Here is a 24,440-nt window from a genome sequence, read left to right on the forward strand (position 1 = left end):
TACAATCTAAAAACGTAAAAGGCCGCAAATGCGGTCTTTTACGGGTCTGTAAAATAAACTGTGTCAGCCCCTGCCGGCCCATGGGCCGGCAGGGGCTGATTGCTACATCAAATCTAATATCATTCTCCCAGGAAACCAAATGGCCAGCTTCTGGGCCGTTGTCGCCCAATTAGAAAGTGGCATCGTCCATTTTTGTTTAATGTTGTTATGAGCCAGATAGATCAGTTTTAACAGAGCCATATCGGATGTGAAACCACCCTTGGTTTTGGTTACTTTTCTGATTTGCCGGTGAAACCCTTCGATGGTATTGGTGGTATAGATCAGTTTACGAATAGTGGTATCATACTGAAAATACGTGGTCAGCTTCGACCAGTTATTACGCCATGATTCCAATACCTTTTCATATTTCTTACCCCACTTTTCTTCTAATTGCTCTAAACGAAGTTCTGCCAGTTCGAGGGTTTCTGCCTGGTACACCGGCTTAAGATCTTTCATAAATACTTTTTGATCTTTAGAAGCCACGTACTTCAGGCTGTTGCGTATCTGGTGGACGATACAGGTCTGGATTTCTGTTTGAGGGAATACTGTATTTATGGCCTGTGGGAATCCATTGAGGTTATCAATGCAAGCAATCAGGATGTCTTTTACACCTCTGTTTTGAAGGTCGGTCAATACACTTAACCAAAAATTAGCGCCTTCGCTTTGAGATACATACATTCCTAACAACTCCTTGTGACCGTGACGGTCAATACCAAGAATGTTATAAACAGCATGCGCTACCATGCGGTGTTCCTCTTTAACCTTGTAATGCATCGCATCCAGCCAAACAATGGTGTAAAGTTCATCCAGCGGCCTTGATTGCCATTCTTTTACTTCAGGAATGATCTTATCTGTTATAGCAGATAAGGTACTGTGACTGATATCTGTATCATACATGTCTTTGATATGCTTTGATATATCGCGGAAACTCATGCCCAGTCCATACATGCCGATGATCTTGGATTCAAGACTTTCTGCTAATATCGTTTCCCGTTTGCGGATCAGTTCGGGTTCAAAACTGGAATTGCGATCACGAGGGGTACTAATAGATATGGTGCCATCAGAGGTTCGGATATTCTTACTGGTCTTACCGTTCCTGCGATTGCCTGAACTGCGTTCTGCTTCATCTAAATGGCTTTCCAATTCCGCCTCAAGGGCGGCATCAAGGAAACTTTTTAGCAACGGTGCAAAGGCTCCATCCTTGCCATAAAGCGATTTGCCCGAGCGGAGTTGCTCAAGGGCTTTCTTTTTCATTTGCTCGTATTCGAGCGATTCTTCTTCTCTCTTCATCTTAAACTGTGTTTTAAGTTAACATTTAACGCTTGACACAGTTTATTTTACACTCTCTCTTTTACGTTTTATCTTTCTTAATTTATTTTTTATCTCCGGGTAAAACCAGTTTAGCTACTTTTTTTTTGCGTCCTCTGCCTTCTTCACAAAAAAAGGTTCATCAGCATAGCTTCTAACATCGCTGCTGAAAATAGCTTTGCTGTTTTCAGCCCTATTTTTATTTTGTTTAACAGTTTCCATCACAATTCCTTATTTATCAAATATACTCTTTTGTTTTCTTTTAACAAAAAAACGCCTCATAGTTAACATCTTTCCGAAACTTATACACCTCTGCATTCTTCACTCCATAAACATCAAAATCTTTAATAAGTTCATCCAACAGTCCAGAAATTCCAATTTGATATAACCGTGTTCTGGCAGGTGTACTACCTTCGGCATATATTAAATGATTGCCAAAATGGTCACAAAAATCATTTATAGTATTGGCTACTATGGCAAGCACCATATTTTTTGTCATTGTTATTTGTGACAATAGTGTCACTTACAACACCTGTTTGGGAGTCCTCATCTCCAAAGGCCAAATTGTAAACAATAGGATCATTTTGAATCTTAAAAAACGTTACAACTTTTTTAATTCTCCCTTTAGGGCCTTCACTATAAAATTGATATGCTTTGTAATCGCTGCTAAAATATTCGTATCGCTGTAGATTCATTTAAAAGTATTTCGGTTTAAGCCGATTCTAATTTATAGCAAAAATTTAAAAATCATAACAACAGTCGGTTTATCTCTAATTGTCATAATTTTAAAAAAACATTATAAATAAATAAACATTTACTTATAATTGTATCAGAATTTGAATTGACAATTTATGCGCCCTAAAAACTTAGAAAAAGAACAAGCCATCCGCACTATCGCATTGGAGATCATCGCTACAGAAGGCCTCGAAAATCTGAGCATGCAAAAACTGGCCAAAGCAGCCGGGGTGTCTCCGCGCACCATCTACATTAAGTATGAGGATAAAGAGGACCTACTGATCAAGCTTTTCATCACCGAAGTCTTAGGCGCTTATGAAGCCGCTATTCTGAAAGATTTTGATGAGCAAATGAATTTTTCGACAGGTGTTAAAAAACTATGGTTCAACGCCTTTGAATATCTTAAAAATAACAAGCCGCATTTTTCGCTGATGCTATACGGCAAATCCTCGCCTTTATTGAATAAAGCTTATCAAAGGGAAAACATTCAGCAGGGGCAGTTTTTTGCGCCAATCCACCGCTTTATGGAGGCTAATGTAAAAGAGGGAATAATCTGCGATCTGCCTTTTGATGTGCAGCGGGCATTGCTCTTCTCTCCACTTCTTGAACTGGTGAATGAATACTTTGATCATGCCGAAAGGCCCCGGCAGATCATTACGACCGATGTTGTAGCCGAATGCTGCGATATCGTAATAAAAGGCCTTTTAAAATAATAAACAACAATGAAAGCGATTAAAAACAAAAACATAGCCATTGTAGGTGGCGGTCCCGGAGGGCTTACGCTTGCCCGTCTTTTGCAGATGAACGGACCTACCGTAAAAGTGTATGAGCGCGACGCTAATAAAGATAAGCGGGTACAGGGTGCCACGCTCGATCTGCATGAAGAATCGGGCCTGAAAGCTTTAGAAGTGGCCGGACTGATGGAGGCCTTTAACGCCAATTACCGCCCCGGAGCCGATAGACTCAGAGTTACGGATAAAAGCGGCACTATTGTTTTGGACGAACATGGCGCCGAAGGCGGCTCATACAACCGCCCCGAAATTGACCGCGGGCCCTTAAGAAAAATCCTGCTCGAATCTCTGCAACCTGATACCGTGGTTTGGGATAGCCAATTTGTTTCGCTTAGCGAACACGATGACACAATTAAACTCGGGTTTAAAAATGGGACAGTAGCTTATGCCGATATAGTGATTGCCGCCGATGGTGCCAATTCAAAAATCCGTCCTTACATTACTCCTATAAAACCTTTTTATGCCGGGATCAGCGTGATTGAAGGTGCTGTTTATAATTCGGAGGCGAACAGTCCTCAAATTCATCAACTTTTAAATGGCGGTAAAATATTTGCCATGGGCGATGAAAAAACGCTGATAGTAAGTTCGAAAGGCGATGGCAGTTTGGTATTTTACGCGGGCCTGAAAACTGCCGAAACATGGTTGCAGGATAGCGGGATCGATTTTAAAAATAAAGCAGAGGTATTTGCCTGGTTTAAACAGGAGTTTACCGGGTGGAGTAACATTTGGGATGAGCTTTTTGTAAACGCCGAACCGGTATTTATCCCACGCCCGCAATATTGCATGCCATTGGATCAAACCTGGGATGCGCTGCCTAACCTCACCATGCTGGGTGATGCCGCCCACCTGATGCCACCTTACGCCGGAGAAGGCGTGAACATGGCCATGCTTGATGCTTTAGAGCTGGCTGGATGTTTGTTAAATGATGATTATGCAAATGTACATGATGCGATAGCAGCTTATGAAAAGCAGATGAGAGCAAGGGCATCTGAAACCGCGGTTGTTACATTGGAGCAGACGAAATCGCTACATTCTGCGGATGGATTGAAAAATTTGGTGGCGATGTTCAGACTGGAGGAATAGTAAAACTATAATAGTTTATTGTGGGATCCTGATACCACAAAGTGTTTTAGGCAGGCTTTGAACAAATTGTTTAATAAACTATATTAGAGCAACCTGAATTTAGCGCATGAGCAACTCTGATATACCTAACATTTTCATATCATATTCTCACTATGACAAAAGCTACAAAACAACATTAGAGCATTATCTAAAAATTCTGCCGCTGAACTTCAACCTGCTTTCCGACGATCTGCTAACAGGTGCAGATGAGTGGAAGGGAAAATTAGATACCATGCGCGAAAGTGCAGATATCTTCCTCTTGTTGGTCTCTCCGGATTATCTTTCTTCCGAAACTGTTAGAAATGAACTTGCCCATATATATAGTATCAAGACGGAAAACAGAAAGATATTACCTGTCATATTAAAGCCCTGTAACTGGAAAGGTTATGAGTTTAGCAGTTACCAGGTCGTCCCTAAATTCGGCGAACCTGTTTCAACTTTTATGGACTTCGAGGCGGCCTATAAAGAGATTGTGACGACAGTAAGTTCATTCCTGTCTCCGCTCAACCCAAGGGCATTATGGAATATTGGTGTGGAAATCCATGATCGTACCGGGACACTCGATCTTAGTAGCTGTAATCTCGAGTATATTCCTGAATTATTGTGGGGAATGGATTGGATATCGAAACTGATTTTAAAACAAAATCTTATACAAGAAATCTATCACCTTGACAATATGGTGAATTTAGAAGTCTTGGATTTAAGTAAAAATCAAATTAAAAAAATCGAGAACCTTAATGCTAATAAACGCTTATCCACACTTTACCTATCAGATAATTCAATAGTAAAAATTGAATCGCTCAGTTCCCTTATATCACTGGTCATACTTGATCTTGGCAGCAATAATATCGAAGAAATTAACGGATTATCTGTTTGTGTTAATTTAAAGGCATTACGCTTGTCGTATAATCAAATAAAGGTTATTGCAAATATTAGTCAACTAAAAAATCTCAAAAGCTTTTATATATCTCACAATTTAGTTGAAGAAATTGAAGATCTCGAAAGCTTACACTCACTAAACCTTATTCATCTAACAGACAATAAATTAGTAACATTAAGACCCCTTTTATGGCATATCCAAAATGGATTACCCGTATATTATGATAAAGCCGAAAACCTACCTGATGTTGGAATTACGATAGCAAACAACAATCTATTGGCAGAACCCCCTCCGGAATTAGTAATAAAAGGCAATGAGGAAATAATAAGATATTTTGAAGAAGCAGACAGGTTTGGTCTTAATAATGTTAACATTCTTAAATTAGTGCTTGTTGGCAATAGCAGGGCAGGTAAAACAAATTTCAGCGAATTTATACGCACAAATAAAATCACCCTAAACAGCACCTCGACAGATTTACTTGACATTCAATTCTGGCGATCTCCTTTTAACGATGAAAAAGGCGGACAAGCCATTCAAATTAATATTTTTGATTTCGGTGGCCAGGATTACTATCACGATGCCCACAAAATGTTTTACTCAAGCGATACCGCATATATTTTGCTGTGGGACCAGGAAAGTAATCATTATGAAGAGAGGGAAGATGCCGATAATATAACCTATGAAAATTATCCCCTGGAGTATTGGCTCGAATCTATTAAATACAATTTGTCAGAAAAATCCAAAGAGGTATTATCAACTGTAAACACCTCCCTGCCTCCGGTTTTGATTATCCAAAACAAAATAGATCTCGCCCCGCAACAGCCGACATATAAGCGACAGTATGTTGATCAGCAAAGATTAGCTAAAGAGAACGATAATATCTGGGGTTTTTTTGATATTTCTTTACTAACAGGTAAAAGAACGTCAATCTTATTAGAGGTATTAGGCGAATTTATTAAATCTGTACCCTTAGCCGGGCGCAACTTATTAAGCTACGAGCACGAAATTGTTCTGCATTACCTGAAGAAAAATAAAGAGTTGAAGGTAATGTCTATAGATGAGTTCTGGCGTGATTGCAAATCAAGAATTAAAGGCCCAACTGTTTCTTTTAAAGAAGTGAACGCCCGGGTACTGGCTCATATTATGAATAACATGGGCATTGTTTATTTTGACCAAAAGGACAAAATCTATACCGATGTTGCCCGGCTAAATGTTCAAATTAAAAAGATAATGGAGCTTGCAAAAAAAGGGCAGGACAAAGGTATCTTTTACGATCACCAGCTTGTAAATATCCCTTTCAATAAAGAAATTCTTGAACTTTTAGCGCAAAACAGTTCTATTATCAAAATTGGGCCTTCGGCTTATTTGGCTCCTCAATTTCTACCAGTAAAACCAGAGGCAAGAATTGAATTCTTTTTACCCGCTTTCAGGCATAACCAGGTGCGCTTTATGTACGATGCCTATTTTCATAAAAACATCCTGTTGAGGTTATTTTCAAAATACCTTGAGGGTGCCAATATGGAAGAGGCTGAAGGCATAAAGAACCTTCCCTTTTGGCGCAATGGTATTATGATTGCCAACACTGAGGGCGACGAAAAGAAAATAATATTAATTGAATTTGAAAAGAATACCAATTGCGGTATAATCAATATGCGCACCCTTACGCAGTTTTCAAAACATAAATTTGAAGGCGATGTAATGCGTACACTTGAACAATTAAACGCCGGATGCTCTGTTAAAAAAATGATTTCTGTAAACAGCCGTCAATTCTTTGAGGTTAACTGGTTAAAAGAACAGGTAAATGCCGGCCAGTACGTATTTTATAAAGATAATAATACTTTTAGTATTAATGGCCTTAAGCACATGGAGCATTTTGAACGTGTTCCAAAAAAACTTTTCATTTCATACTCGTCTGCAAATGCCGCCTTTGTAAAGCGCTTCATTACACATTTACAGGTATTAAAAAATGAAAAATTGATTGAGCCGTGGTATGACAGGATGATTGAACCTGGCACAAAATGGGATGATACAATCAGACAAGAAATGAAAAACTCTGATCTGATCGTATTTCTATTAAGTCCCGATTTTTTAGCAACCCAATATATAATGGAAACCGAGATTCCGTTGGCAATAGATCAATTTTCGGATGATTATTCAAAGTTTTTCTTTATTGAACTTCACCCCAGTAGCTGGCGCCGAACCAAGCTTTCACAATTTCAACAAACATCAAATAATCAGGCAACCGAAAAAAATGTCACCCAGATTAAAGATGTCAACGCTGATGATAAGTGGCTCGAAGCTATCGAAGCACTCCGAACGCTATTGTAGCTACGATACCGTAATCTCCCCCCTCAAATCAGTCTCCAGCCACTCCTTCACCTGCAACGGGTCATCGCTTTGCCCCAACAGGTACATCATTTTGGTTACAGCCGATTCAAACGTCATATCATAACCGTTGGCTACGCCTATATCTTTCAGGTGCTTGCTGGTTTCGTAACGGCCCAATTCAACAGTGCCTACTTTACATTGTGAAATATCAAGAATTACTTTGCCACTATCTATAGCGTTTTTAAGCAAGTCGATAAACCAGGCATCGGTTGTGGTGTTACCGGCACCGAAGGTTTCCATTACTATGCCGCGTACGTCGGCACTTAAAATATTTTTAACCACTTTAGGACTGATACCCGGATACAGTTTAAGTACCCCCACATCGTTCACCAGGTTATTGTGGATGATCAGTGCGCTCTCTTCTTCGGGTTGCCTGATATCATTTACGCTGAAACGCAAATGCACGCCCGATTCGGCCAGGATAGGATAGTTTGGTGAGCGGAAAGCTTCAAACTTTGATGAGTTATATTTAAAAGCCCTGTTACCGCGGAAAAGTTTATAATCAAAATAGATACAAACCTCCGGCACCCGGGCGCGATCGTTCTTTTTGGCTTTGGCTATTTCGATAGCCGTCATCAGGTTCTCTTTTGCATCGGTGCGGATGGCACTGATGGGCAGTTGCGAACCGGTGAAGATGATGGGCTTGCCCAAATTCTCTAACATAAAACTTAATGCCGAAGCTGTATAAGCCATGGTATCCGATCCGTGTAAAATCACAAAACCATCGTTATCATGATAATTTGCCTGAATTAACCCGGCCAGTTCGCTCCAGATTTCGGGGTTCATGTTTGATGAATCGATAATCTCATCAAACGAGTGTACTTTAATGCGGCAGTTAAGCTTTTCAAGCTCGGGCACATTATCCATTATCTGCTCAAAGTTAATAGGTTTGAGCACCTTTGTAACCGGATCACTCATCATACCTATTGTCCCTCCGGTATAGATGATTAAAATTTGGCTCATTAATTAAGTTATATGCTGTTTTAAATATTAAACAATTTTAAATTCCGAACACAAGCCTGGAATTTTCGGTAGTGGCTTCGGCCACTTTTTCGATGCTTGTTTGCTGAAGCTCGGCTACTTTTTGGGCAATATACACCAGGTATGAGCTTTCATTAGGTTTACCCCTGAACGGAACGGGCGTAAGGTACGGAGAATCTGTTTCTAAAACTATATGTTTTAAGTCAATTTCGGGTATAACTTTATCAAGTCCCGAGTTTTTGTAGGTAACTATCCCTCCTATTCCCAGGTAAAAATTCAGGTCGATTACCTGCCGGGCCTGTTCAACTGTGCCGCCAAAACAATGAAAAATGCCGCGCAGTTTTTCGTCGGCTTCCTGTTTCAGTACTTCGTAAACTTCGTTAAAAGCATCGCGGCAGTGAATTACTATTGGCAAATCAAGGCTTTTTGCCCAGTTAATTTGTTTTACAAAAGCATCTACCTGCTCTTTTAAATGGTTTTTATCCCAATACAGGTCGATGCCGATCTCGCCTATAGCATAGATCTTGTTTTGCTGATGGGCGTTCATGATCGCCGATAGCTCGGCTTCCCAGTTCTCATTTACATCGCAGGGATGCAGGCCCAGCATGGGGTAACAATATTGCGGATATTCTTCAACCAAGCCGTATATCAGGGGTACCGAAGCTGCATCAACATTGGGTAAAAACAAGCGGGTGATTTGATTATCGATACAACGCTGCATTAATGCCTTGCGCTTTTCGGGGATGGTTTCGTAGTATAAATGGGTGTGCGTGTCGGTTAAAACCATGCTGCAAAAATAATCCTTGAACTATGTAATAACGAATTTATTGCGGTAAAGTATCATCCTACCCAATTAAAGCCGGATAATATCAAACAAAAAGCCTCCTGTTTTTGGCAGGAGGCTTTATAATTAGTTTTTCTTTTTAGCTACGGGTTTCTTTGCACCAACTTTTTTAACCGGTGTTTTACCGGCAGCGGGCTTGGGTGCTACAAGGTGTTTACCCGGTTTCACCTTTACCAGTTCCAGATCAAACAACAATGTGCTGTATCCGGGAATAGCAGGCCCATTTCCACGGTCGCCATAACCTATTGACGACGGGATGATGAACGTTGCTTTTGAGCCTTCATTCAGCAAAAGCAAACCCTCTTCCCAACCTTGAATTACGCGGTTTTCGCCTAAAACAACGCTGATGGGTTCGTAGGTGCGGCCCGGTTGTTCCAGGCCTGCTGCTTTGGCATTGGCCTCCACGCTACTGTCAAACACTTTACCATTAAGCGTTTTGCCGGTATAATTTACCAGTACAGTATCGCCTGCAAGCGGTTTCTTTTTGGCCGAAGGACTGGTAATAATATATTTTAAGCCCGATGCCGTAGTAAGGGGTTTAAGGCCATGAGCGGCGATATACTTATCCCTGTCAACAGCTTCGGCTTGTTTCAGCTTTTCCAACCCGGCATTCCTTTCGGCAATAGCATCATTTAACGATTGGATTTTCTCCATCTTGATAATAAAAACAAGATAGCTTCCTTTCGGGAAGAATGGCGGACGGGCTTCTTCGTGTCCTTTAAATACCGAATCGGTAGGAACTTTTACCAGTGCACTGTCCTTAACGGCAAGCAGTGGGAATATATCCATCATATCGCCCAAAGCGCGCCATTCCTGGATCTGCGCCTGGGCCGGCCTGCCGGCAGTATAGCTACTGAACAATACCGAATCTTTATCCGTTTTTTGGATAAAGTTAAAAGTAATAACATCATTAAGCTTCGGTTTATCGCCGGGGTTGGCCGTGTATATTTTATAAAACGAACCTTTATCGGTTTTCTGCAAGCCTTCGGTTTGCGCGTTGGCCTTTGAAGCAAATACGGCTAACGCAGCTATTAAAAAATAAAAAAAGTGCTTTTTCATACGCTATAAATAAAAAAGCCTTTCCTGTTTAAGCAGGAAAGGCTTTGTAAAAAATTTTAATTATTTGGTTAGCGGTGCAGGCATTTGCGGCGCTGTTGGTTTTGGTGCATTAGGATTTGGATGTACAATGTTTACAATTTCTACATCAAATACAAGCGGAGTATAAGGCTGCATGCCCTGGCCTCCCTGCTCTCCGTAAGCTAATACCGACGGCACTACCAATACCGCTTTGGCACCTTTATTCAACAATAACAAGCCTTCATCCCAGCCTTTAATTACCCTGCCTTCGCCAACAGCAACACGCAGCGGCTGATAAGGATTCATTGGGTTGATAGGCATTTTTTCTTTCAGGGCCACAGCTTTTTCACTGGTTTCTAAAACCTTACCTGTGGTAAGCCTTAAAGTATAGTTTATTACTGCAGTATCGCCATTTGCCACGTTAGGGCCGCTGCCCGGAGTGGTGATGGCATAATTTAAGCCCGATGCAGTTTTGTTAAACTTCAAATCCTGGTGTTTGCTGAAATAAGCAGCGATTTTACCAGGCTCTTTGGTTTTAAGCGCGTCTTTTTGGCCGTTGATATATTGCATAACCCTATCGCGGAAAACATTTTCATTTAACGCGCCTTTGGCAATCACCTTTTCAATTTTAACTACATACACCAGGTATTTGCCTTTAAAGGTTGGAGGTACCTGTTGCCCGTTTTTACGCAAAGAATCAACCGATACTTTAATGGTAGCACTATCGCCTTCGCCTAATAATGCCAAACCCGAAACAATATCACCTTTAGTTTGTGATTTTGGCATAGGGCTAAAAATTGGTGTACCATTATCGTACGAGTTATCGATAATTGAATCCTTATCAGTTTTCAGGATCATGTTAAGGCTCATAAAATCGCCTTCTTTAAGTTTTGCACCGCCTTTTGAGGTGTGGATATTATAAAGCAAGCCGCCATCGCCCTGCTTAAATCCGCCGTTGCAACCTGCAAATCCAATGGCCGCAAGTGCCACAAACATCAGTTTTTTGTTCATTTTTACTGTATTAATAGTTTTTTATACTCAGGTAATATTTGTTTAAACTGTTCAATAACCACCGCCAAAGGTGCATCTGAGTGCCCTCCTGCTGCGTTACGGTGCCCGCCGCCGTTAAAATATTTTTTGCAGATCTCGTTTGCCGGAAACTCACCTTTTGAGCGGAGTGAGAGTTTCACCCTGTCGGCACGTTCAACAATAAAGGCAGCCAAATGGATGGTAGCCATGGATAGGGCGTAGTTAACCACACCTTCGGTATCTCCGGTTTCTACGTCAAACCTTTCAAGGTCCTGTTTACTAACGGCAATAATGGCGGTATTGTATTCGGGCAGTACTTCAAGGCAGTTGGCCAGGCAGTGACCTAAAAAGCGAAGCCTGTTTTCGGAAGCGCTGTTATAAACCAACTCGTGAATGCGCCAGTTTACTGCGCCGGCATCAATCAGGTCGGCAACTATGCGGTGTACGGTTGATGTTGTATTGGGTAGCCTGAACGAAGCCGAGTCCGTCATAATACCTGTATAAAGGCAGGTAGCTACATCTTTATTAACAAGTTCGGGGTGTTTAAGCTCGTTTACAATAAAATCATAAACCAGTTGCGCCGTAGCGCAGGCGTTGATATCCCAGTGGCGGTAATCATCAAAATCGGCCGGTTCGAGGTGATGGTCGATCATGATTTTGTAGGCTTCACTTGCGCCTACCAATTCGCCCATATCATTAATACGGCTTAAGGCATTAAAATCAAGACAGAATATCAGTTTAGCCTCTGCTATCAGTTCGGCAGCCTGTTCAAGGTTTTCGGTATAAACAATTACGTTTTCATTACCTGGCAGCCAGCTCAAAAAATCAGGATAATCGGTTGGGGCAATCACCTGGGCATGGTGACCTTGCTGAATAAGATAGTTGTACAAACCTAACGACGAGCCCATCGCATCACCATCGGGTTTATGATGCGTGGTGATCACTATTTTTTGCGGCTGCTTTAAAAGGTCGCTCAGGGCGGCTAAATCTAACATCAATTCTTAAAAAAGAGTTGCAAAGCTAAATAAATTAATTAAATACAAACCATCTAATTTAATTCAAAAAGCTTTATCTTACAGTTGTAAAACCCTACTTTTGCCGCAAATTTCGGGGCTATTGCCATAGCCCGGGGTTTTAAACAATTACACTAAGTACGTTTAGCCTGTAAATCATCAAAAAAAATAACAATTTAAATGAAAACCAACAGAACATTTACCATGATTAAGCCCGATGCTGTTGCAGCCGGCAATATCGGTGGCATTTTAGACATGATCACCAAAGGCGGGTTTAAAATTGTAGCGCTTAAATACACCGCTTTATCAGCCGAAAAAGCAGGTTTATTTTACGAAGTTCACAAAGAGCGTCCTTTTTACCAGGGATTGGTTGACTTTATGTCGTCTGGTCCTATTGTAGCCGCTATTTTGGAAAAAGACAATGCTATTGCCGACTTCCGTGCTCTTATTGGTGCTACCAACCCTGCCGATGCGGCCGAAGGCACCATCCGTAAAAAATACGCCAAATCAATTGGCGAAAATGCTGTTCATGGTTCAGATTCTGATGAGAATGCAGATATTGAAGGAAACTTCTTCTTTTCGGCCTTCGAAAGGTTTTAACCAGCCGCTTTTTCGGGTGTAATTGTAACGAAAACATTACACCCGAAATTGTTTACGAAAATCTTGTTATTATGGTTTCAATTTTTGTAACTTTACAAAACATCTCCTAAACTGTATTACATTAATTATAACAAGATCAAGAAATTAGGCCATTATGAAACCGCTATTCAAATATATCTTCTACGTGCTGGTATTGGTATTACTGGTTATCGGTTCGTTAATGCTTTACAGAAATCATCCTGAAGCACAATTGGCATTTTCAATTCCTGGTTTATTTATCCTTTGCTACTCAAAACTTACAGACGAGATCCGCATTAAGCATGGCTGGCGCATGCTTAGAGGAAGATAATCTCTTCAACCAATACCGATTTAGCTTCTTCGTTTATTTTCTGGATAATCTGCGTATGCATCAGGGCCAGTTCGTGCTTAATAACGGACGATTCGATACGTAAAAACAGTTTTTTATCCCTCACAAAAATTTCCTTTGTTCGGTTGGCTACTGATTTACCCACCAGCTCGGGCCAGAAATTCACCACCCCTGTTTCGTCAAAACGGCGTTTTATTTTATAAACGTTAAGCATTTGCTCAATTGCCTCTTTCAGTGTTTTATCGTTCGTTTTACGCATCTATTGCCCCTCCTTTTACTTTAAACAGTTTTACAGCAACCCCTATTTTATTAAAAACCTGCTCAACGCGCTCAACGCCGGTATCGGTTATAAACACCTGCCCAAAATCGTTATTGGATACCATTTGCATTAGCTTGGTAACGCGGTTATCATCCAGTTTATCAAAAATATCATCAAGCAGCAGCAAAGGTTTAAATCCTTTTTGCTGATATAAAAACGTATACTGAGCCAGCTTAAGCGCAATTAAAAATGATTTTTGCTGTCCCTGCGATCCAAACTTTTTCATGGGCATACCATGGATATTAAACTGCAAATCATCTTTATGTATGCCTGCTGTGGTACGCTCTAACGCCCGGTCGCGGTTAAAGGTTTTTTGCAGCAAATGGTCAAAACTGTCTGTAAGTAATTGCGATTCATAAACCAGTTCAACCGGTTCGGCATTATCGCTTATAAAATGGTAGTGCTTATTAAAAATCTCAACAAAGCCATCCATAAAATTACGGCGGCGCTCAAAAATGCGGTTACCGGATGTGCTTAACTGCTCGTCTATAATCTCAAGCAAACCCGGATCGTATTTACCCGTATCCGCAATTTGTTTTAGCAGCGCATTACGATTAGTAAGGATCTTGTTATAGGTAATCAGTTCATCCAGATAATGGTTATCCGTTTGCGATATCACATTATCAATAAACTTGCGCCGCTCTTCGCTCCCCTCGGTAATAATACTGATATCATAAGGCGAGATCATTACCAGGGGCAGCAGCCCGATATGATCGGCCAGGCGCTGGTAATCCTTCTTATTACGCTTAAACTGTTTTTTTTGATTGCGCTTTACCGAGCAGGCCACCGCCTCGGGCTGATCGTTTTTGTTAAACGTGCCGGTAACTATAAAAAACTCGGCACCCTGTTTAATCTGCTGGCTATCTATCGGGTTAAAATAACTTTTACATAACGACAGGTAGTGAATGGCATCCAGCAAATTGGTTTTACCCGCTCCGTTATTCCCGGTAAACGCATTAACCCCCTCGCTAAAAACCAGTTCGGCCTCATCGTAATTTTTAAAATTGATAACGGATAATTGCTGGAGATACATGGGAGGGCAAATTTAGGCATTTCCGCTCATTAGTTCACTGGTTCATTTGTTCATTAGTGGGATGGAGGATAATTGCTAAGGTAAAATTTGCTTTAATATTGCACATTTAAGCACCAAATAACTAATGAACCAATGAACTATTGAACCTCATTAAAGATTTAATACAAAAGCTATTGCCAGTAATTTTGAAAACCGTATTTTTGCAAACTTAATTTTAGAACAACAATGTCAAAAACCGAGGCGAACACTAAAGTTGCAGCACCTGAAAACACATTTGGTCAGAGTGGCAAATTTGTGCGCGAGAACCAAAAGAGCTTATTATTTATTGTAGGGGCTATTGTTGCCCTTATTGCCATCTATTTTATTTATTTAAAATTGTATTTAGGTCCGCGGGAGGTTACAGCCGCCAACCAGATGTATAAAGCGCAGGATTTTTGGCAGCAAAAAAATTGGGATAAAGCCATTAAAGGCGATGCCGGTTTCCCTGGTTTTGAAAAGATCATTACCGATTACAGCAATACCAAAGCAGCAAACCTTGCTTACTTTTACCTGGGTACTGCTTATCTTAACAAGGGCGACTACCGCAAAGCTATTGATAACTTAACCAACTACCGCGGCGATGACAGCATGGTTGCAGCCGAAGCTTACGGCAGCACCGGTGACGCATATGTTGAACTGAAAGATTACGAAAAAGCAGTAACTTATTTTAGCAAAGCTGTTGATAAGGCAAAAAACAAATTCCTATCTCCACTTTACCTTAAAAAATTAGGCTTAACCTACGAGGCTCAGAAAAACAACAAAGATGCTGCAGAAGCTTACAAAAGGATCAAAACAGAATATCCTGAAAGCAACGAGGCTCAAAATATTGACGAGTATATAGCTCGTGCCGAAGCAAAACTTTAATTTTTAATATCGAATTTCGGATGTTCGATTTCGGATTTATGAGAGCAGAATAACCGCTTACATAATTCAGAAATCGAACATTTTTATTTTATAAGCATTTTTAAATATAAATTGCAATCAAATCCGAAATCGAAATTCCAAATTAATTAAATCCGAAATCGAACATCCGATATCCGAAATAACATCACCATGGCTACTCACTTAAAAAACCTTTCTGATTTTTCAAATACCGAGATCCCCTCGGCAGCACCGTACCGTTTTGGTATTGTAGTGGCCGAATGGAACGCCGAAATTACCAACGCCCTTTACCAGGGAGCCTACAAAAGCCTGGTTGATAACGGTGCACTTGCCGAAAACATTTTCTCGTACCAGGTACCGGGCAGTTTCGAATTAACATCGGGTGCCGAGCTTTTATTAAAAAAAGGTGATCTTGATGCCGTGATTTGTCTCGGCTGCGTAATACAGGGCGAAACCCGCCACTTTGATTTTATTTGCAACGCCGTAGCAAACGGAGTAAGTAATGTTGCCATAAAATACTCAAAACCTGTTATATTTGGGGTATTAACAACTGATAACCAGCAACAGGCTATTGACAGGGCCGGCGGCAAACATGGCAACAAAGGCGATGAAGCTGCCATTACCGCCATTAAAATGGCTGCCCTTGCTGAAACATTAAACAATTAAAAGCCGTTAAACAGTAAAGTTTAGGATTTAAATGAAAAAGTTAGTTTACATAGCGCTTATAGCCGCAGCGGTTGCCACCGTATCATCATGCTCAAACAAATTGTGCCCGGCTTACGGTTCATATCCTAAAACCGGTAGGTAACAGGCTATTGTCATTTTTAAACCCGGCTAAACACATTATGCGTTTTTTGTGTTATAATTACACGTTATAGCACTTTTAACAATATAATTAATATGAACTGGATATCGTTGGAGACGGCCGATCAGCTTTTGGCGATCAAACAACAGGAGGGCTATAGCCTCATTTTTAAACATAGCACACGCTGCTCTATCAGCATGATGGCTAAAAGGCGTTTTGAGCTTGACTGGGATAATCTTCCCGAAAATATGCCCCTTTATTTTCTCGACCTGATTAAATACCGCGACCTGTCAAACCAGGTAGCACAGATGTTTCAGGTACATCATGAATCGCCTCAGTTATTACTGATTAAAGATGGCGAATGTATCCTCGATCAATCCCACAGCGGCATTTCTGTAGATGAAACGCTGGAGGTGTTGAGTTAGATATTTAGTCCATGGTCTATAGTCCATAGACCATGGTTCTTTTGCATACTTAATATTTCGATTATTTTATTTTCAATTACCATGGACTATCGACCATCGTCTATGGACTAATAACAATATTCAGTTTTTAACTACATTTGCATTATGATTGATTTGCCGGTAGTTCCTGCTGTTAGCCAGCCCGTGCGTAAGCCCGATTGGCTTAGGGTTAAACTTCCTACAGGAAAAGAATATGCCCACGTACGCAGCCTGGTTGATACCCATAAGCTGCACACTATATGCGAAAGTGGTAACTGCCCTAACATGGGCGAGTGCTGGGGTGCCGGTACTGCTACTTTCATGATTTTGGGTAACATTTGTACCCGCTCATGCTCGTTTTGCGCCGTTGCAACCGGCAGGCCTTTGGCTGTTGATGTTGACGAGCCAAACCGCGTGGCAACATCAGTAAAACTGATGCAGGTAAAGCATTGCGTTATTACCTCGGTTGATCGTGATGATCTGAAAGATGGCGGCTCTATTATCTGGGCCGAAACCATCAATGCTATCCGCCGTGAAAGCCCCGATACTACATTGGAAACCCTGCTGCCAGATTTTAAAGGCAACTGGGATAACCTGGCCCGCGTGCTGGAAACCCGCCCCGAAGTAGTATCCCACAACATCGAAACTGTACGCCGCCTTACCAAGGAGGTGCGCATCCAGGCTAAATATGATCGTAGCTTGGAGGCCCTAAAACATATTTCGGCAGCCGGTTTACGTACCAAATCGGGCATTATGCTGGGTTTGGGCGAGACTGAAGAAGATGTTTTGGAAGCCATGGACGATTTGCTGGCAGCCGGTGTGCATATCCTTACATTAGGCCAGTATTTACAGCCAACCCGTAACCACCACCCGGTAATTGACTGGATACACCCCGATCAGTTTGCGCGTTACAAGCAATTTGGTTTGGATAAAGGATTTAAATATGTTGAAAGCGGCCCCCTGGTACGCTCGTCATATCACGCAGAAAAACACTTGTTTGAAATGTGATATTTCCTTTATATCTTCACCACGTTGAGTAAAAAACGCAAAATATCGCTATCCGAAGAAGAACTTGTGCTGTCATTACAGCAACGGGAAAAAATTGCCGTAGAAGCGTTGTATGATATGTATTCGGCCTCGTTATTCGGGGTTATATCACGTATTATAAATGATAGCGCTATTGCCGAAGATGTTTTACAGGAAACCTTTGTAAAAATCTGGCATTCCTTTTCAAGCTACAGCACTGAAAAAGGCCGCTTATTTACCTGGATGGTTAATATCGCACGTAACCTTGCGATAGATAAGATCAGATCAAAAGATTTTAAGAACCAAAACAAAAACCAGGAGATTGAAAATAACGTAACTTTCATTGACGAACAAAGGAATACAGTTTACAAACCTGAGTTAATGGGTGTTAAAGACTTGGTGCAAACGCTAAAGCCCGAGCAGCAGCTTATTATTGACCTGGTGTATTTTAAAGGTTATACCCATGTGGAGGCAGCCGAAGAATTAGGTATACCGCTGGGCACCATTAAAACCCGGTTAAGAATGGCCATCCTGGAACTCAGAAAACATTTTAATTGAAAGTGGAAGACGTAAAAGCATATATAGAATCAGGAATACTTGAACTTTATGTACTTGGCGATGTAAGCCCGGCACAAAAGTTACAGGTAGAAGAGATGGCTTTAAAGCATCCGGAAGTTAAGGCTGAACTGGATGAAATTGAGCAATCGCTGGAACTGTATGCCGAAGAAAACGCAATTGAACCACCCGAACACCTGCGCAACCGTATATTAGGCAGCTTGTTAACTAATTTTAGCGACGATAACAACTTCCCGACAGCAACACACGTAGAACGTGAAAACGTTGTACCGATGACTTCGCCTGTTAAACAAGGATCCAACTTTTACAAATACGCTTTTGCAGCATGCCTCGCATTGCTGATAGGCGCAACTGTTGCATTAATTAACGTTTATCAGCGCCTGCAGGCTACTGATAACCAATTAAGTGCCATGCAGCTGCAAACCCAGCGCTTTAGCAATACTGTTAGCGCCAAGGATGACGAGTTGAGCCTGCTGCGCGATACATCATATAAACTGATCCACTTAAAAGGTACAGCCAAATCGCCTGAAGCAGTCATGACTGTAGCCTTTAGCCCATCTAAACAAAAAGTGGTTATTGATATGGAAGCGCTTAAACTGCCGGCCAATGATAAAACACATCAATACCAGCTTTGGGCATTGGTGGGTGGCAAACCGGTTGACTTGGGTGTATTTGACGCTACTGCAGATTCAAGCGGCTTTAAAAACATGAAAGCCATAGCAGCAGCCGATGCATTTGCAGTAACACTTGAACCTCGCGGTGGCAGCGCAAGCCCAACCTTAAGCGAAATGGTGGTACTGGGCAAATACTAACAGCAAACAAACCCCTCGCCCCGGGGAATCTGATAAAAAAAGCTTACATTTTTTTGCATCTGCAAAAAACAATGTAAGCTTTTTGTGCGTTATAGAGTATCCAATTTATACATTACGTAAACGTAAAGCACACTACGCGAATTATTTAACATTTTTTTAACCAAAAGCCAAACCAATTATTCGTTTTTTTGTAACTAATAGTAATGTGCAAACGTCTTATGATTAGTTAGGGTTTAAAGACGGTATAAAAACAAAAAACCTAACCTCCAAAATTTGAGTATTTAGTTCTTTATAAGATCAGTTAATAGTTAATCAAAAACGGCTGTATGATACTTGCAGCCGTTTTTTTATGCTTTTAACTTTGCCATAGTTACCGGTAGCTGGGTAATGAGTTTACCCGGCAAAACCACGTTCATACGGTTGGGTAATGCCAGCTCATCACCCGCCTTGCCATGAATATAAACTGCCATAATACAAGCATCGGCCGGTTTATATTTTTGAGCTAATAAGGCAGCAACAATGCCGGTAAGCACATCACCCATTCCTCCGCTGGCCATAGCCGGGTTTCCGGTCGAATTAAAATAAGCCTTGCCGGCGGGCGTGGCTGTTATGGTATAATCGTTTTTGAGGATAATGCAGAGGTTTAATTCTTTAGCTTTTACAATGCTTGTTTGCAGGCGCTGCCACCAATTGCTATGCGTGCCAAAAAGCCTGTCGAACTCTTTCATGTGCGGGGTTAAAATACTGCCTGCGGGTAGCATAGTCAATAACTCTTTATTTTCGGCAAGCAGGTTTAGTGCATCGGCATCAATAACAAGGGGCTTTTTATAGTTTTTGATGATGGTTTTTAGCAGCGCCAAAGCCTCACCATCCTTACCAAGGCCAGGTCCTACGGCTATGGTGCTAAATTTATCCCACTCAATTTGGGGCATTGTATTCTCTCTTCGTGTAATAGCCATCACCTCGGGCAGGTAGCTGTTTAAGGCTGTTAAACCACTTTCGGGGATGCAGGCCGTGGTTAAACCTGCACCGGCATGCGCCGCGGCAGATGAACTTAACAAAGCCGCCCCCATCGTTTTTTCCTGTCCGGCTATCAGCAATACATGGCCGTAGGTACCTTTATTACTAAAATGGTGCCGGGGTTTCAATATCTGCCTTATATCCTTTTCTTCAACAAACTGATATGGCGAGTTTAGCGAGTGTACAAATTTTTCGCTAATGCCTATATTAACTGCTTCCCAGCAATCAACATATGGTGCCGATTCGGGCAAAAGGAAATTGATTTTTGGCTGCTGAAAAGTAATTACCAGCCCCGCTTTTATCGCAATAGCATTTTGTGGAACTTCTCCATCTGAGAAAAAACCCGTAGGTACATCAACGGCAACAACCGTTTTATCCAAATCATTAATAAAATTAACCAACCGGGCATAATCGCCTGCGAGTGGTTTGTTTAAGCCGCTGCCCAGCAAAGCATCAATAATTACACGGCTGTTATCTTCCGGAATCTGCGTTCCTTTTTCAAGCTCTTTTATTGTGACACAGGTTTGTTTTAAGCGCTCATAATTAGCCTTGAAATCGTCGGAGCTTTTTTCTGAAAAGCGGGCAATTACCACATTAAGTTTATTGTAATGATGGTCGCACAGTATTCTCGCTATAGCCAGGCCGTCGCCGCCATTGTTTCCGGTGCCGCAGTAAAAAGTTATCGGCTCGTTTTTATCAGGAAAACGGTTCACAAACCAACCTACAAAGGCCCTCGAGGCACGTTCCATCAAATTGACGGACGAGATTGGCTCATTGGCGATGGTATAGGCATCGCCTTCACGAATTTGCTCGGAAATTAATAATGGCAGCATATATCCTAAAGTAAGGATTTATGTGATTTGTTTTGGGGGTGAGAGTATGCGGATTAAAAATATTAGATTGTAATCCTTTTTCACAAATATTTAGCGAGATTTTCACGCATTTCATTTGCACGATAACGGAAATGTCTTTTGTAATCCCGCTCCGTTAGTTCGTCTAAGTTTAACAAATTAGATTGCCGCACCTGAACACCAAGTTTTGCCAGTAGGATTAACGCTTCCTCGATATTATTATCGGGAATATCAATTGTCAATGTTGTCATAACCTTTCATACTTTTCGCGACCGAAATTCTTAATTAAGTCATGAATACCCGATAATAAGAGAATATATTAGTTTACCAAACTACGATAATGCCCTTTACTTAACTGATCATAACTATCCGCAGTAATATTATGCTCATTTTCCCATTCTTCAATCGCTTCATCCATCTGTTGGGCCAACAGTTTAACAACAAGTTGCCTTATCTGAGCAAAATCAGCCTCGGGCAAAGGCTTTTTTAATAGCCGTAACATCATTACTTGCTGCTCATTCAACGGGTTAGTTATTAACTCTTTTGCTCCCATAACTCAAATATAACTAAATATCAGGTAATAACTATTCGTAACCGATGGCCATATAGCATGGATTTACACTACAAACCCATACACCCCTATTTAACACTCCTTGCAACCTGCACAAAAATTCATTTTACCTCCCCATTATAAACACCCCATCTACCAAACCAATAATCTACTAACTTTGTGGACTTTTTTTATATCATGATTAAAAAGCCCATCGCAACCCTCCTTGCCGAATCAAAGGAAGAAGGTGAACATTCATTAAAACGCTCGCTCGGCCCGGTTAACCTTATATTAATCGGGATAGGCATCATTATAGGTGCCGGTTTGTTTTCATTAACAGGCATAGCCGCCGGCCAGCATTCGGGCCCGGCGGTTACCATATCTTTTTTAATTGCCGCGGTAGGTTGTGCTTTTGCAGCGCTTTGTTACGCCGAGTTTTCGGCCATGATACCGGTTGCCGGCAGTGCGTACACCTATTCGTACGCTACCATGGGCGAGCTTTTTGCCTGGATCATAGGCTGGGACCTGGCTTTGGAGTATGCCGTTGGCGCGGCTACGGTGGCTATCAGCTGGTCGCAGTATTTAACTAAATTTTTATCCTGGTTTGATCTGTACCTGCCTCCGCAGCTTACGCTTTCGCCCTTTGAAACAGCTAAGGCGGCGAATGGAGATGTAATTAAAGGTATCATTAATTTACCTGCGGCGTTGATCGTGATGCTTGTAACGAGTATTATTATTCGCGGCACGAAAGGTTCGGCCTGGGTAAACGCTGTTATTGTAACCTTGAAGGTAGGCGTGGTGCTGGTATTTATTGCCGTGGGCTGGTCATTTATCAACCCTCAAAACTATCATCCCTACATTCCGCAAAACACAGGTGTTTGGGGCGATTATGGATGGTCGGGCATACTGAGAGGAGCCGGGCTGGTATTTTTTGTATTTATAGGATTTGATGCCGTATCAACCGCAGCCCAGGAAGCTAAAAATCCCCAGCGCAATATGCCCATCGGTATTATTGGTTCACTACTCATCTGTACGGTGTTGTTTATTGTATTTGCCCACGTAATGACCGGAATGGCCAATTATAAAGAGTTTATAGGTTCGGGTGCGCCCGTAGCCATCGCTATCGAGAAAACAGGTTACCAGTGGCTAAGCAAAGCGATTGTATTGGCTATATTAATAGGCTATACCTCGGTTATTTTGGTCGATCTGCTGGGCCAGTCGCGTGTATTTTTCTCCATGTCGAAGGATGGTTTGTTGCCGAAGGTGTTTTCAGAAGTGCATCCTAAATTCCGTACACCCTGGAAATCGAACATTGTGCTTTGCGCTTTTATCGCCATTTTCGCCGCATTTGTACCTATTCGCGTAGTTGGCGAAATGACCAGCATTGGTACCCTGCTGGCTTTTGTAATGGTTTGCGCAGGTGTACTTATTTTACGCAAACAACAGCCCGATGTACATCGCCCATTTAAAACACCCTTAGTTCCGTTGGTGCCCATTTTAGGTATCTTAACCTGCTTTGCGATGATGACTTTTTTACCCGGCGATACCTGGCTGCGTTTGATTGTCTGGCTTGCAATTGGCCTGGTTATCTACTATACTTACGGCAAAAAAAACAGTGTTATCCGCAAAATGCTTGCGGGTAAACAATAGTTTTGCCAAAGATGACTGAGGATATTTTAAAATTAAAAGTCGAACGCGTAAAACGGGAATCGGCAGATATCGCTACGTTTTACCTGAGTGCCCTTGATGGGCATGTTATACCTTACCAGGCAGGGCAATTCGTAACGCTGATATTTAACCACCGGCAGGAAGAGATCAGGCGCTCGTATTCTTTAAGTTCATCACCTGATGAGCTTTATATGGCTATTACCATCAAGCGCATCAGTAATGGCGAGATCTCACGCTTTATGCTGGCCAAAATAAAAGAGGGCGATATATTAACTGCACTGGCTCCTGCAGGCCGCTTTATTATCAGCGATTATCAACACGAAAAAGATATCTTTTTATTTGCCGGCGGCAGCGGCATTACACCCATATTTTCGCAGTTAAAGTATGTACTTGGGAGGGAAGGCCAAAGCAGGCTGATCCTGATCTACAGCAATCAAAATACCCAATCCATTTTATTTAAAGATGAACTGGAAAAGCTGGTGGCCGAACATCCCGCCAGGTTAACCATCATTCACCTGCTGAGCAGTGAGGCCAACCGGCTTAATACGGATAAAGTAGAGAAACTGGTTAAACAACACGCTCATTTTAATATTACCAATGCGGAGTTTTACCTGTGCGGTCCGTTTGCATATATGCGTATGATTAGGTTTGACCTGGTTTATATGGGGATTGAAAAAGATAAGATCCGCCGTGAAAATTTTGTGCTTGAAACCGTTCCTGTTACCGGCGCTTTTACAAGCTTCCCTCCCCGCAACATCAAAATACAATATGGTGGAGAGCTGCACGATATTGTGGTGGGCGAAAATCAATCCATACTACAGGCTGCCCTGCAAAACAATATTGCATTGCCCTACAGTTGCCGTGGAGGGGTTTGCTCAACCTGCATGATGAAATGAACCGCCGGTAAAGTTGAAATGGTAAAGAACGATGTATTGACAGATGCGGATCTTGCGCAGGGCTGGATATTGACCTGTACCGGGCATCCGGTGGATGATGAGGTGGTGATTGGCCCCCCAGCCCTCTAAAGGGCATAGCCGTCAACTTAAGCAAAAAGCGGTGGAATTGTGCGATTCCCCTCTCGAGAGGGGTGGAGGGGTGTGTTACTCTACGTGTAGTTATCGCTCGTATAACACACCCCTGCTCCCGCTCTTTCCCATCGCGCCCCCTCTCAAGAGGGGAATTTAAAAGCCTGATTCTTAATTTGACGGCAATGCCCTAAAGGGGAGTAAAAAATCGACGCAA

At 41.7% G+C, this 24,440-nt stretch carries 27 protein-coding genes; 13 read left to right on the plus strand and 14 right to left on the minus strand.

All coding sequences use genetic code 11. The annotated features are described in order from the left end of the window. Nucleotides 1–102 precede the first annotated feature (102 nt). The 4 genes from HYN43_RS21165 to HYN43_RS31005 all read right to left on the minus strand — a co-directional run bounded on the left by HYN43_RS21165 (nt 103) and on the right by HYN43_RS31005 (nt 2,042). Entirely contained in the window at nt 103–1,293 is a 1,191-nt protein-coding gene (locus tag HYN43_RS21165; RefSeq protein ID WP_245447287.1) for an IS256 family transposase, read from the minus strand. Nucleotides 1,294–1,443: 150 nt separating this feature from the next. Next, nucleotides 1,444–1,569 (minus strand): hypothetical protein, encoded by a 126-nt coding sequence (locus tag HYN43_RS30915; RefSeq protein WP_281024299.1) that lies wholly within the window; start codon nt 1,567–1,569, stop codon nt 1,444–1,446. Nucleotides 1,570–1,609: 40 nt separating this feature from the next. Beyond that, nucleotides 1,610–1,846 (minus strand): DUF6934 family protein, encoded by a 237-nt coding sequence (locus HYN43_RS30810; RefSeq protein WP_245446973.1) that lies wholly within the window; start codon nt 1,844–1,846, stop codon nt 1,610–1,612. Next, nucleotides 1,800–2,042 (minus strand): DUF6934 family protein, encoded by a 243-nt coding sequence (locus HYN43_RS31005; RefSeq protein ID WP_425373690.1) that lies wholly within the window; start codon nt 2,040–2,042, stop codon nt 1,800–1,802. The genes HYN43_RS30810 and HYN43_RS31005 overlap by 47 nt, the downstream gene beginning before the upstream one ends. Nucleotides 2,043–2,198: 156 nt before the next feature. On the opposite strand from HYN43_RS31005, the gene HYN43_RS21175 reads away from it, so the two are divergent. The 3 genes from HYN43_RS21175 to HYN43_RS21185 all read left to right on the plus strand — a co-directional run bounded on the left by HYN43_RS21175 (nt 2,199) and on the right by HYN43_RS21185 (nt 7,203). Next, nucleotides 2,199–2,795 (plus strand): TetR/AcrR family transcriptional regulator, encoded by a 597-nt coding sequence (locus HYN43_RS21175; RefSeq protein ID WP_119405937.1) that lies wholly within the window; start codon nt 2,199–2,201, stop codon nt 2,793–2,795. Nucleotides 2,796–2,804: 9 nt separating this feature from the next. Then, nucleotides 2,805–3,956: an FAD-dependent oxidoreductase gene (locus HYN43_RS21180; RefSeq protein ID WP_119405938.1), complete on the plus strand. Its 1,152-nt coding sequence runs from the start codon at nt 2,805–2,807 to the stop codon at nt 3,954–3,956. A gap of 106 nt (nt 3,957–4,062) precedes the next feature. Then, complete coding sequence (locus HYN43_RS21185) at nt 4,063–7,203, plus strand: TIR domain-containing protein (protein ID WP_119405939.1); 3,141 nt, start codon at nt 4,063–4,065, stop codon at nt 7,201–7,203. Here HYN43_RS21185 and HYN43_RS21190 read toward each other — a convergent pair whose 3' ends face one another. The 5 genes from HYN43_RS21190 to HYN43_RS21210 form a co-directional block, all read right to left on the minus strand. Next, on the minus strand, nt 7,204–8,226 hold the full coding sequence (locus HYN43_RS21190; protein WP_119405940.1) for an asparaginase: 1,023 nt from the start codon (nt 8,224–8,226) through the stop codon (nt 7,204–7,206). It abuts the gene before it with no gap. Nucleotides 8,227–8,263: 37 nt separating this feature from the next. Beyond that, nucleotides 8,264–9,031 (minus strand): TatD family hydrolase, encoded by a 768-nt coding sequence (locus tag HYN43_RS21195; RefSeq protein ID WP_119405941.1) that lies wholly within the window; start codon nt 9,029–9,031, stop codon nt 8,264–8,266. A 123-nt stretch (nt 9,032–9,154) separates the two neighbouring features. Further along, a complete protein-coding gene (locus tag HYN43_RS21200; protein ID WP_119405942.1) occupies nt 9,155–10,147 on the minus strand; it encodes an FKBP-type peptidyl-prolyl cis-trans isomerase in 993 nt (330 codons plus the stop codon). Between the two features lie 60 nt (nt 10,148–10,207). Beyond that, nucleotides 10,208–11,176, minus strand: coding sequence for an FKBP-type peptidyl-prolyl cis-trans isomerase (locus HYN43_RS21205; RefSeq protein ID WP_119405943.1), 969 nt, complete (start codon nt 11,174–11,176; stop codon nt 10,208–10,210). Nucleotides 11,177–11,178: 2 nt separating this feature from the next. Next, nucleotides 11,179–12,189, minus strand: a complete 1,011-nt coding sequence (locus tag HYN43_RS21210) for a DHH family phosphoesterase (protein WP_119405944.1) — start codon at nt 12,187–12,189, stop codon at nt 11,179–11,181. 198 nt (nt 12,190–12,387) lie between these two features. Between HYN43_RS21210 and HYN43_RS21215 the strand changes: the two genes are divergently transcribed. Both HYN43_RS21215 and HYN43_RS30480 read left to right on the plus strand, forming a co-directional pair. Continuing rightward, complete coding sequence (locus HYN43_RS21215; RefSeq protein ID WP_119405945.1) at nt 12,388–12,807, plus strand: nucleoside-diphosphate kinase; 420 nt, start codon at nt 12,388–12,390, stop codon at nt 12,805–12,807. A 154-nt stretch (nt 12,808–12,961) separates the two neighbouring features. Then, nucleotides 12,962–13,156, plus strand: a complete 195-nt coding sequence (locus HYN43_RS30480; RefSeq protein WP_162996571.1) for a hypothetical protein — start codon at nt 12,962–12,964, stop codon at nt 13,154–13,156. Here the strand turns inward: HYN43_RS30480 and HYN43_RS21220 are convergent. Further along, a complete protein-coding gene (locus tag HYN43_RS21220; RefSeq protein ID WP_119405946.1) occupies nt 13,143–13,433 on the minus strand; it encodes a DciA family protein in 291 nt (96 codons plus the stop codon). The genes HYN43_RS30480 and HYN43_RS21220 overlap by 14 nt on opposite strands. After that, entirely contained in the window at nt 13,426–14,526 is a 1,101-nt protein-coding gene (recF, locus tag HYN43_RS21225) for a DNA replication/repair protein RecF (protein WP_119405947.1), read from the minus strand. The genes HYN43_RS21220 and recF overlap by 8 nt, the downstream gene beginning before the upstream one ends. A 225-nt stretch (nt 14,527–14,751) precedes the next feature. On the opposite strand from recF, the gene HYN43_RS21230 reads away from it, so the two are divergent. The 6 genes from HYN43_RS21230 (at nt 14,752) to HYN43_RS21255 (ending at nt 19,109) form a co-directional block, all read left to right on the plus strand. Then, nucleotides 14,752–15,429 (plus strand): tetratricopeptide repeat protein, encoded by a 678-nt coding sequence (locus tag HYN43_RS21230; RefSeq protein ID WP_119405948.1) that lies wholly within the window; start codon nt 14,752–14,754, stop codon nt 15,427–15,429. 189 nt (nt 15,430–15,618) lie between these two features. After that, nucleotides 15,619–16,113 (plus strand): 6,7-dimethyl-8-ribityllumazine synthase, encoded by a 495-nt coding sequence (gene ribH, locus HYN43_RS21235; protein WP_119405949.1) that lies wholly within the window; start codon nt 15,619–15,621, stop codon nt 16,111–16,113. 234 nt (nt 16,114–16,347) lie between these two features. Beyond that, the gene (ytxJ, locus tag HYN43_RS21240) at nt 16,348–16,677 is read left to right on the plus strand and encodes a bacillithiol system redox-active protein YtxJ (protein ID WP_119405950.1); all 330 of its coding nucleotides are present in this window, start codon (nt 16,348–16,350) and stop codon (nt 16,675–16,677) included. A 144-nt stretch (nt 16,678–16,821) separates the two neighbouring features. After that, a complete protein-coding gene (lipA, locus tag HYN43_RS21245) occupies nt 16,822–17,703 on the plus strand; it encodes a lipoyl synthase (RefSeq protein ID WP_119405951.1) in 882 nt (293 codons plus the stop codon). A gap of 24 nt (nt 17,704–17,727) precedes the next feature. Next, entirely contained in the window at nt 17,728–18,279 is a 552-nt protein-coding gene (locus HYN43_RS21250; protein WP_119405952.1) for an RNA polymerase sigma factor, read from the plus strand. A 2-nt stretch (nt 18,280–18,281) separates the two neighbouring features. Further along, nucleotides 18,282–19,109, plus strand: a complete 828-nt coding sequence (locus HYN43_RS21255; RefSeq protein WP_119405953.1) for an anti-sigma factor — start codon at nt 18,282–18,284, stop codon at nt 19,107–19,109. Nucleotides 19,110–19,456: 347 nt separating this feature from the next. Here HYN43_RS21255 and HYN43_RS21260 read toward each other — a convergent pair whose 3' ends face one another. From HYN43_RS21260 to HYN43_RS21270, 3 genes are all read right to left on the minus strand, one after another. After that, nucleotides 19,457–20,962, minus strand: coding sequence for an NAD(P)H-hydrate dehydratase (locus tag HYN43_RS21260; RefSeq protein ID WP_119405954.1), 1,506 nt, complete (start codon nt 20,960–20,962; stop codon nt 19,457–19,459). Nucleotides 20,963–21,042: 80 nt separating this feature from the next. After that, a complete protein-coding gene (locus tag HYN43_RS21265) occupies nt 21,043–21,231 on the minus strand; it encodes a hypothetical protein (protein WP_119405955.1) in 189 nt (62 codons plus the stop codon). 68 nt (nt 21,232–21,299) lie between these two features. Further along, nucleotides 21,300–21,533: a hypothetical protein gene (locus HYN43_RS21270; protein WP_119405956.1), complete on the minus strand. Its 234-nt coding sequence runs from the start codon at nt 21,531–21,533 to the stop codon at nt 21,300–21,302. Between the two features lie 195 nt (nt 21,534–21,728). On the opposite strand from HYN43_RS21270, the gene HYN43_RS21275 reads away from it, so the two are divergent. Both HYN43_RS21275 and HYN43_RS21280 read left to right on the plus strand, forming a co-directional pair. Further along, nucleotides 21,729–23,180 carry an amino acid permease gene (locus HYN43_RS21275; RefSeq protein WP_119405957.1) on the plus strand — a complete coding sequence of 484 codons (1,452 nt, stop codon included), beginning with the start codon at nt 21,729–21,731 and terminating at the stop codon, nt 23,178–23,180. Between the two features lie 11 nt (nt 23,181–23,191). Beyond that, on the plus strand, nt 23,192–24,094 hold the full coding sequence (locus HYN43_RS21280; RefSeq protein ID WP_119405958.1) for a ferredoxin--NADP reductase: 903 nt from the start codon (nt 23,192–23,194) through the stop codon (nt 24,092–24,094). The last annotated feature ends 346 nt before the right edge of the window (nt 24,095–24,440 follow it).

This window comes from Mucilaginibacter celer (assembly GCF_003576455.2).
GTDB lineage: Bacteria > Bacteroidota > Bacteroidia > Sphingobacteriales > Sphingobacteriaceae > Mucilaginibacter > Mucilaginibacter celer.

Bases quoted from the DNA above. Each gene is read 5' to 3' on its own strand.
- HYN43_RS21165 (WP_245447287.1), bottom strand. From the start codon at position 1,293: ATGAAAAAGAAAGCCCTTGAGCAACTCCGCTCGGGCAAATCGCTTTAT.
- HYN43_RS30915 (WP_281024299.1), bottom strand. From the start codon at position 1,569: ATGGAAACTGTTAAACAAAATAAAAATAGGGCTGAAAACAGCAAAGCT.
- HYN43_RS30810 (WP_245446973.1), bottom strand. From the start codon at position 1,846: ATGACAAAAAATATGGTGCTTGCCATAGTAGCCAATACTATAAATGAT.
- HYN43_RS31005 (WP_425373690.1), bottom strand. From the start codon at position 2,042: ATGAATCTACAGCGATACGAATATTTTAGCAGCGATTACAAAGCATAT.
- HYN43_RS21175 (WP_119405937.1), top strand. From the start codon at position 2,199: ATGCGCCCTAAAAACTTAGAAAAAGAACAAGCCATCCGCACTATCGCA.
- HYN43_RS21180 (WP_119405938.1), top strand. From the start codon at position 2,805: ATGAAAGCGATTAAAAACAAAAACATAGCCATTGTAGGTGGCGGTCCC.
- HYN43_RS21185 (WP_119405939.1), top strand. From the start codon at position 4,063: ATGAGCAACTCTGATATACCTAACATTTTCATATCATATTCTCACTAT.
- HYN43_RS21190 (WP_119405940.1), bottom strand. From the start codon at position 8,226: ATGAGCCAAATTTTAATCATCTATACCGGAGGGACAATAGGTATGATG.
- HYN43_RS21195 (WP_119405941.1), bottom strand. From the start codon at position 9,031: ATGGTTTTAACCGACACGCACACCCATTTATACTACGAAACCATCCCC.
- HYN43_RS21200 (WP_119405942.1), bottom strand. From the start codon at position 10,147: ATGAAAAAGCACTTTTTTTATTTTTTAATAGCTGCGTTAGCCGTATTT.
- HYN43_RS21205 (WP_119405943.1), bottom strand. From the start codon at position 11,176: ATGAACAAAAAACTGATGTTTGTGGCACTTGCGGCCATTGGATTTGCA.
- HYN43_RS21210 (WP_119405944.1), bottom strand. From the start codon at position 12,189: ATGTTAGATTTAGCCGCCCTGAGCGACCTTTTAAAGCAGCCGCAAAAA.
- HYN43_RS21215 (WP_119405945.1), top strand. From the start codon at position 12,388: ATGAAAACCAACAGAACATTTACCATGATTAAGCCCGATGCTGTTGCA.
- HYN43_RS30480 (WP_162996571.1), top strand. From the start codon at position 12,962: ATGAAACCGCTATTCAAATATATCTTCTACGTGCTGGTATTGGTATTA.
- HYN43_RS21220 (WP_119405946.1), bottom strand. From the start codon at position 13,433: ATGCGTAAAACGAACGATAAAACACTGAAAGAGGCAATTGAGCAAATG.
- recF (WP_119405947.1), bottom strand. From the start codon at position 14,526: ATGTATCTCCAGCAATTATCCGTTATCAATTTTAAAAATTACGATGAG.
- HYN43_RS21230 (WP_119405948.1), top strand. From the start codon at position 14,752: ATGTCAAAAACCGAGGCGAACACTAAAGTTGCAGCACCTGAAAACACA.
- ribH (WP_119405949.1), top strand. From the start codon at position 15,619: ATGGCTACTCACTTAAAAAACCTTTCTGATTTTTCAAATACCGAGATC.
- ytxJ (WP_119405950.1), top strand. From the start codon at position 16,348: ATGAACTGGATATCGTTGGAGACGGCCGATCAGCTTTTGGCGATCAAA.
- lipA (WP_119405951.1), top strand. From the start codon at position 16,822: ATGATTGATTTGCCGGTAGTTCCTGCTGTTAGCCAGCCCGTGCGTAAG.
- HYN43_RS21260 (WP_119405954.1), bottom strand. From the start codon at position 20,962: ATGCTGCCATTATTAATTTCCGAGCAAATTCGTGAAGGCGATGCCTAT.
- HYN43_RS21265 (WP_119405955.1), bottom strand. From the start codon at position 21,231: ATGACAACATTGACAATTGATATTCCCGATAATAATATCGAGGAAGCG.
- HYN43_RS21270 (WP_119405956.1), bottom strand. From the start codon at position 21,533: ATGGGAGCAAAAGAGTTAATAACTAACCCGTTGAATGAGCAGCAAGTA.
- HYN43_RS21275 (WP_119405957.1), top strand. From the start codon at position 21,729: ATGATTAAAAAGCCCATCGCAACCCTCCTTGCCGAATCAAAGGAAGAA.
- HYN43_RS21280 (WP_119405958.1), top strand. From the start codon at position 23,192: ATGACTGAGGATATTTTAAAATTAAAAGTCGAACGCGTAAAACGGGAA.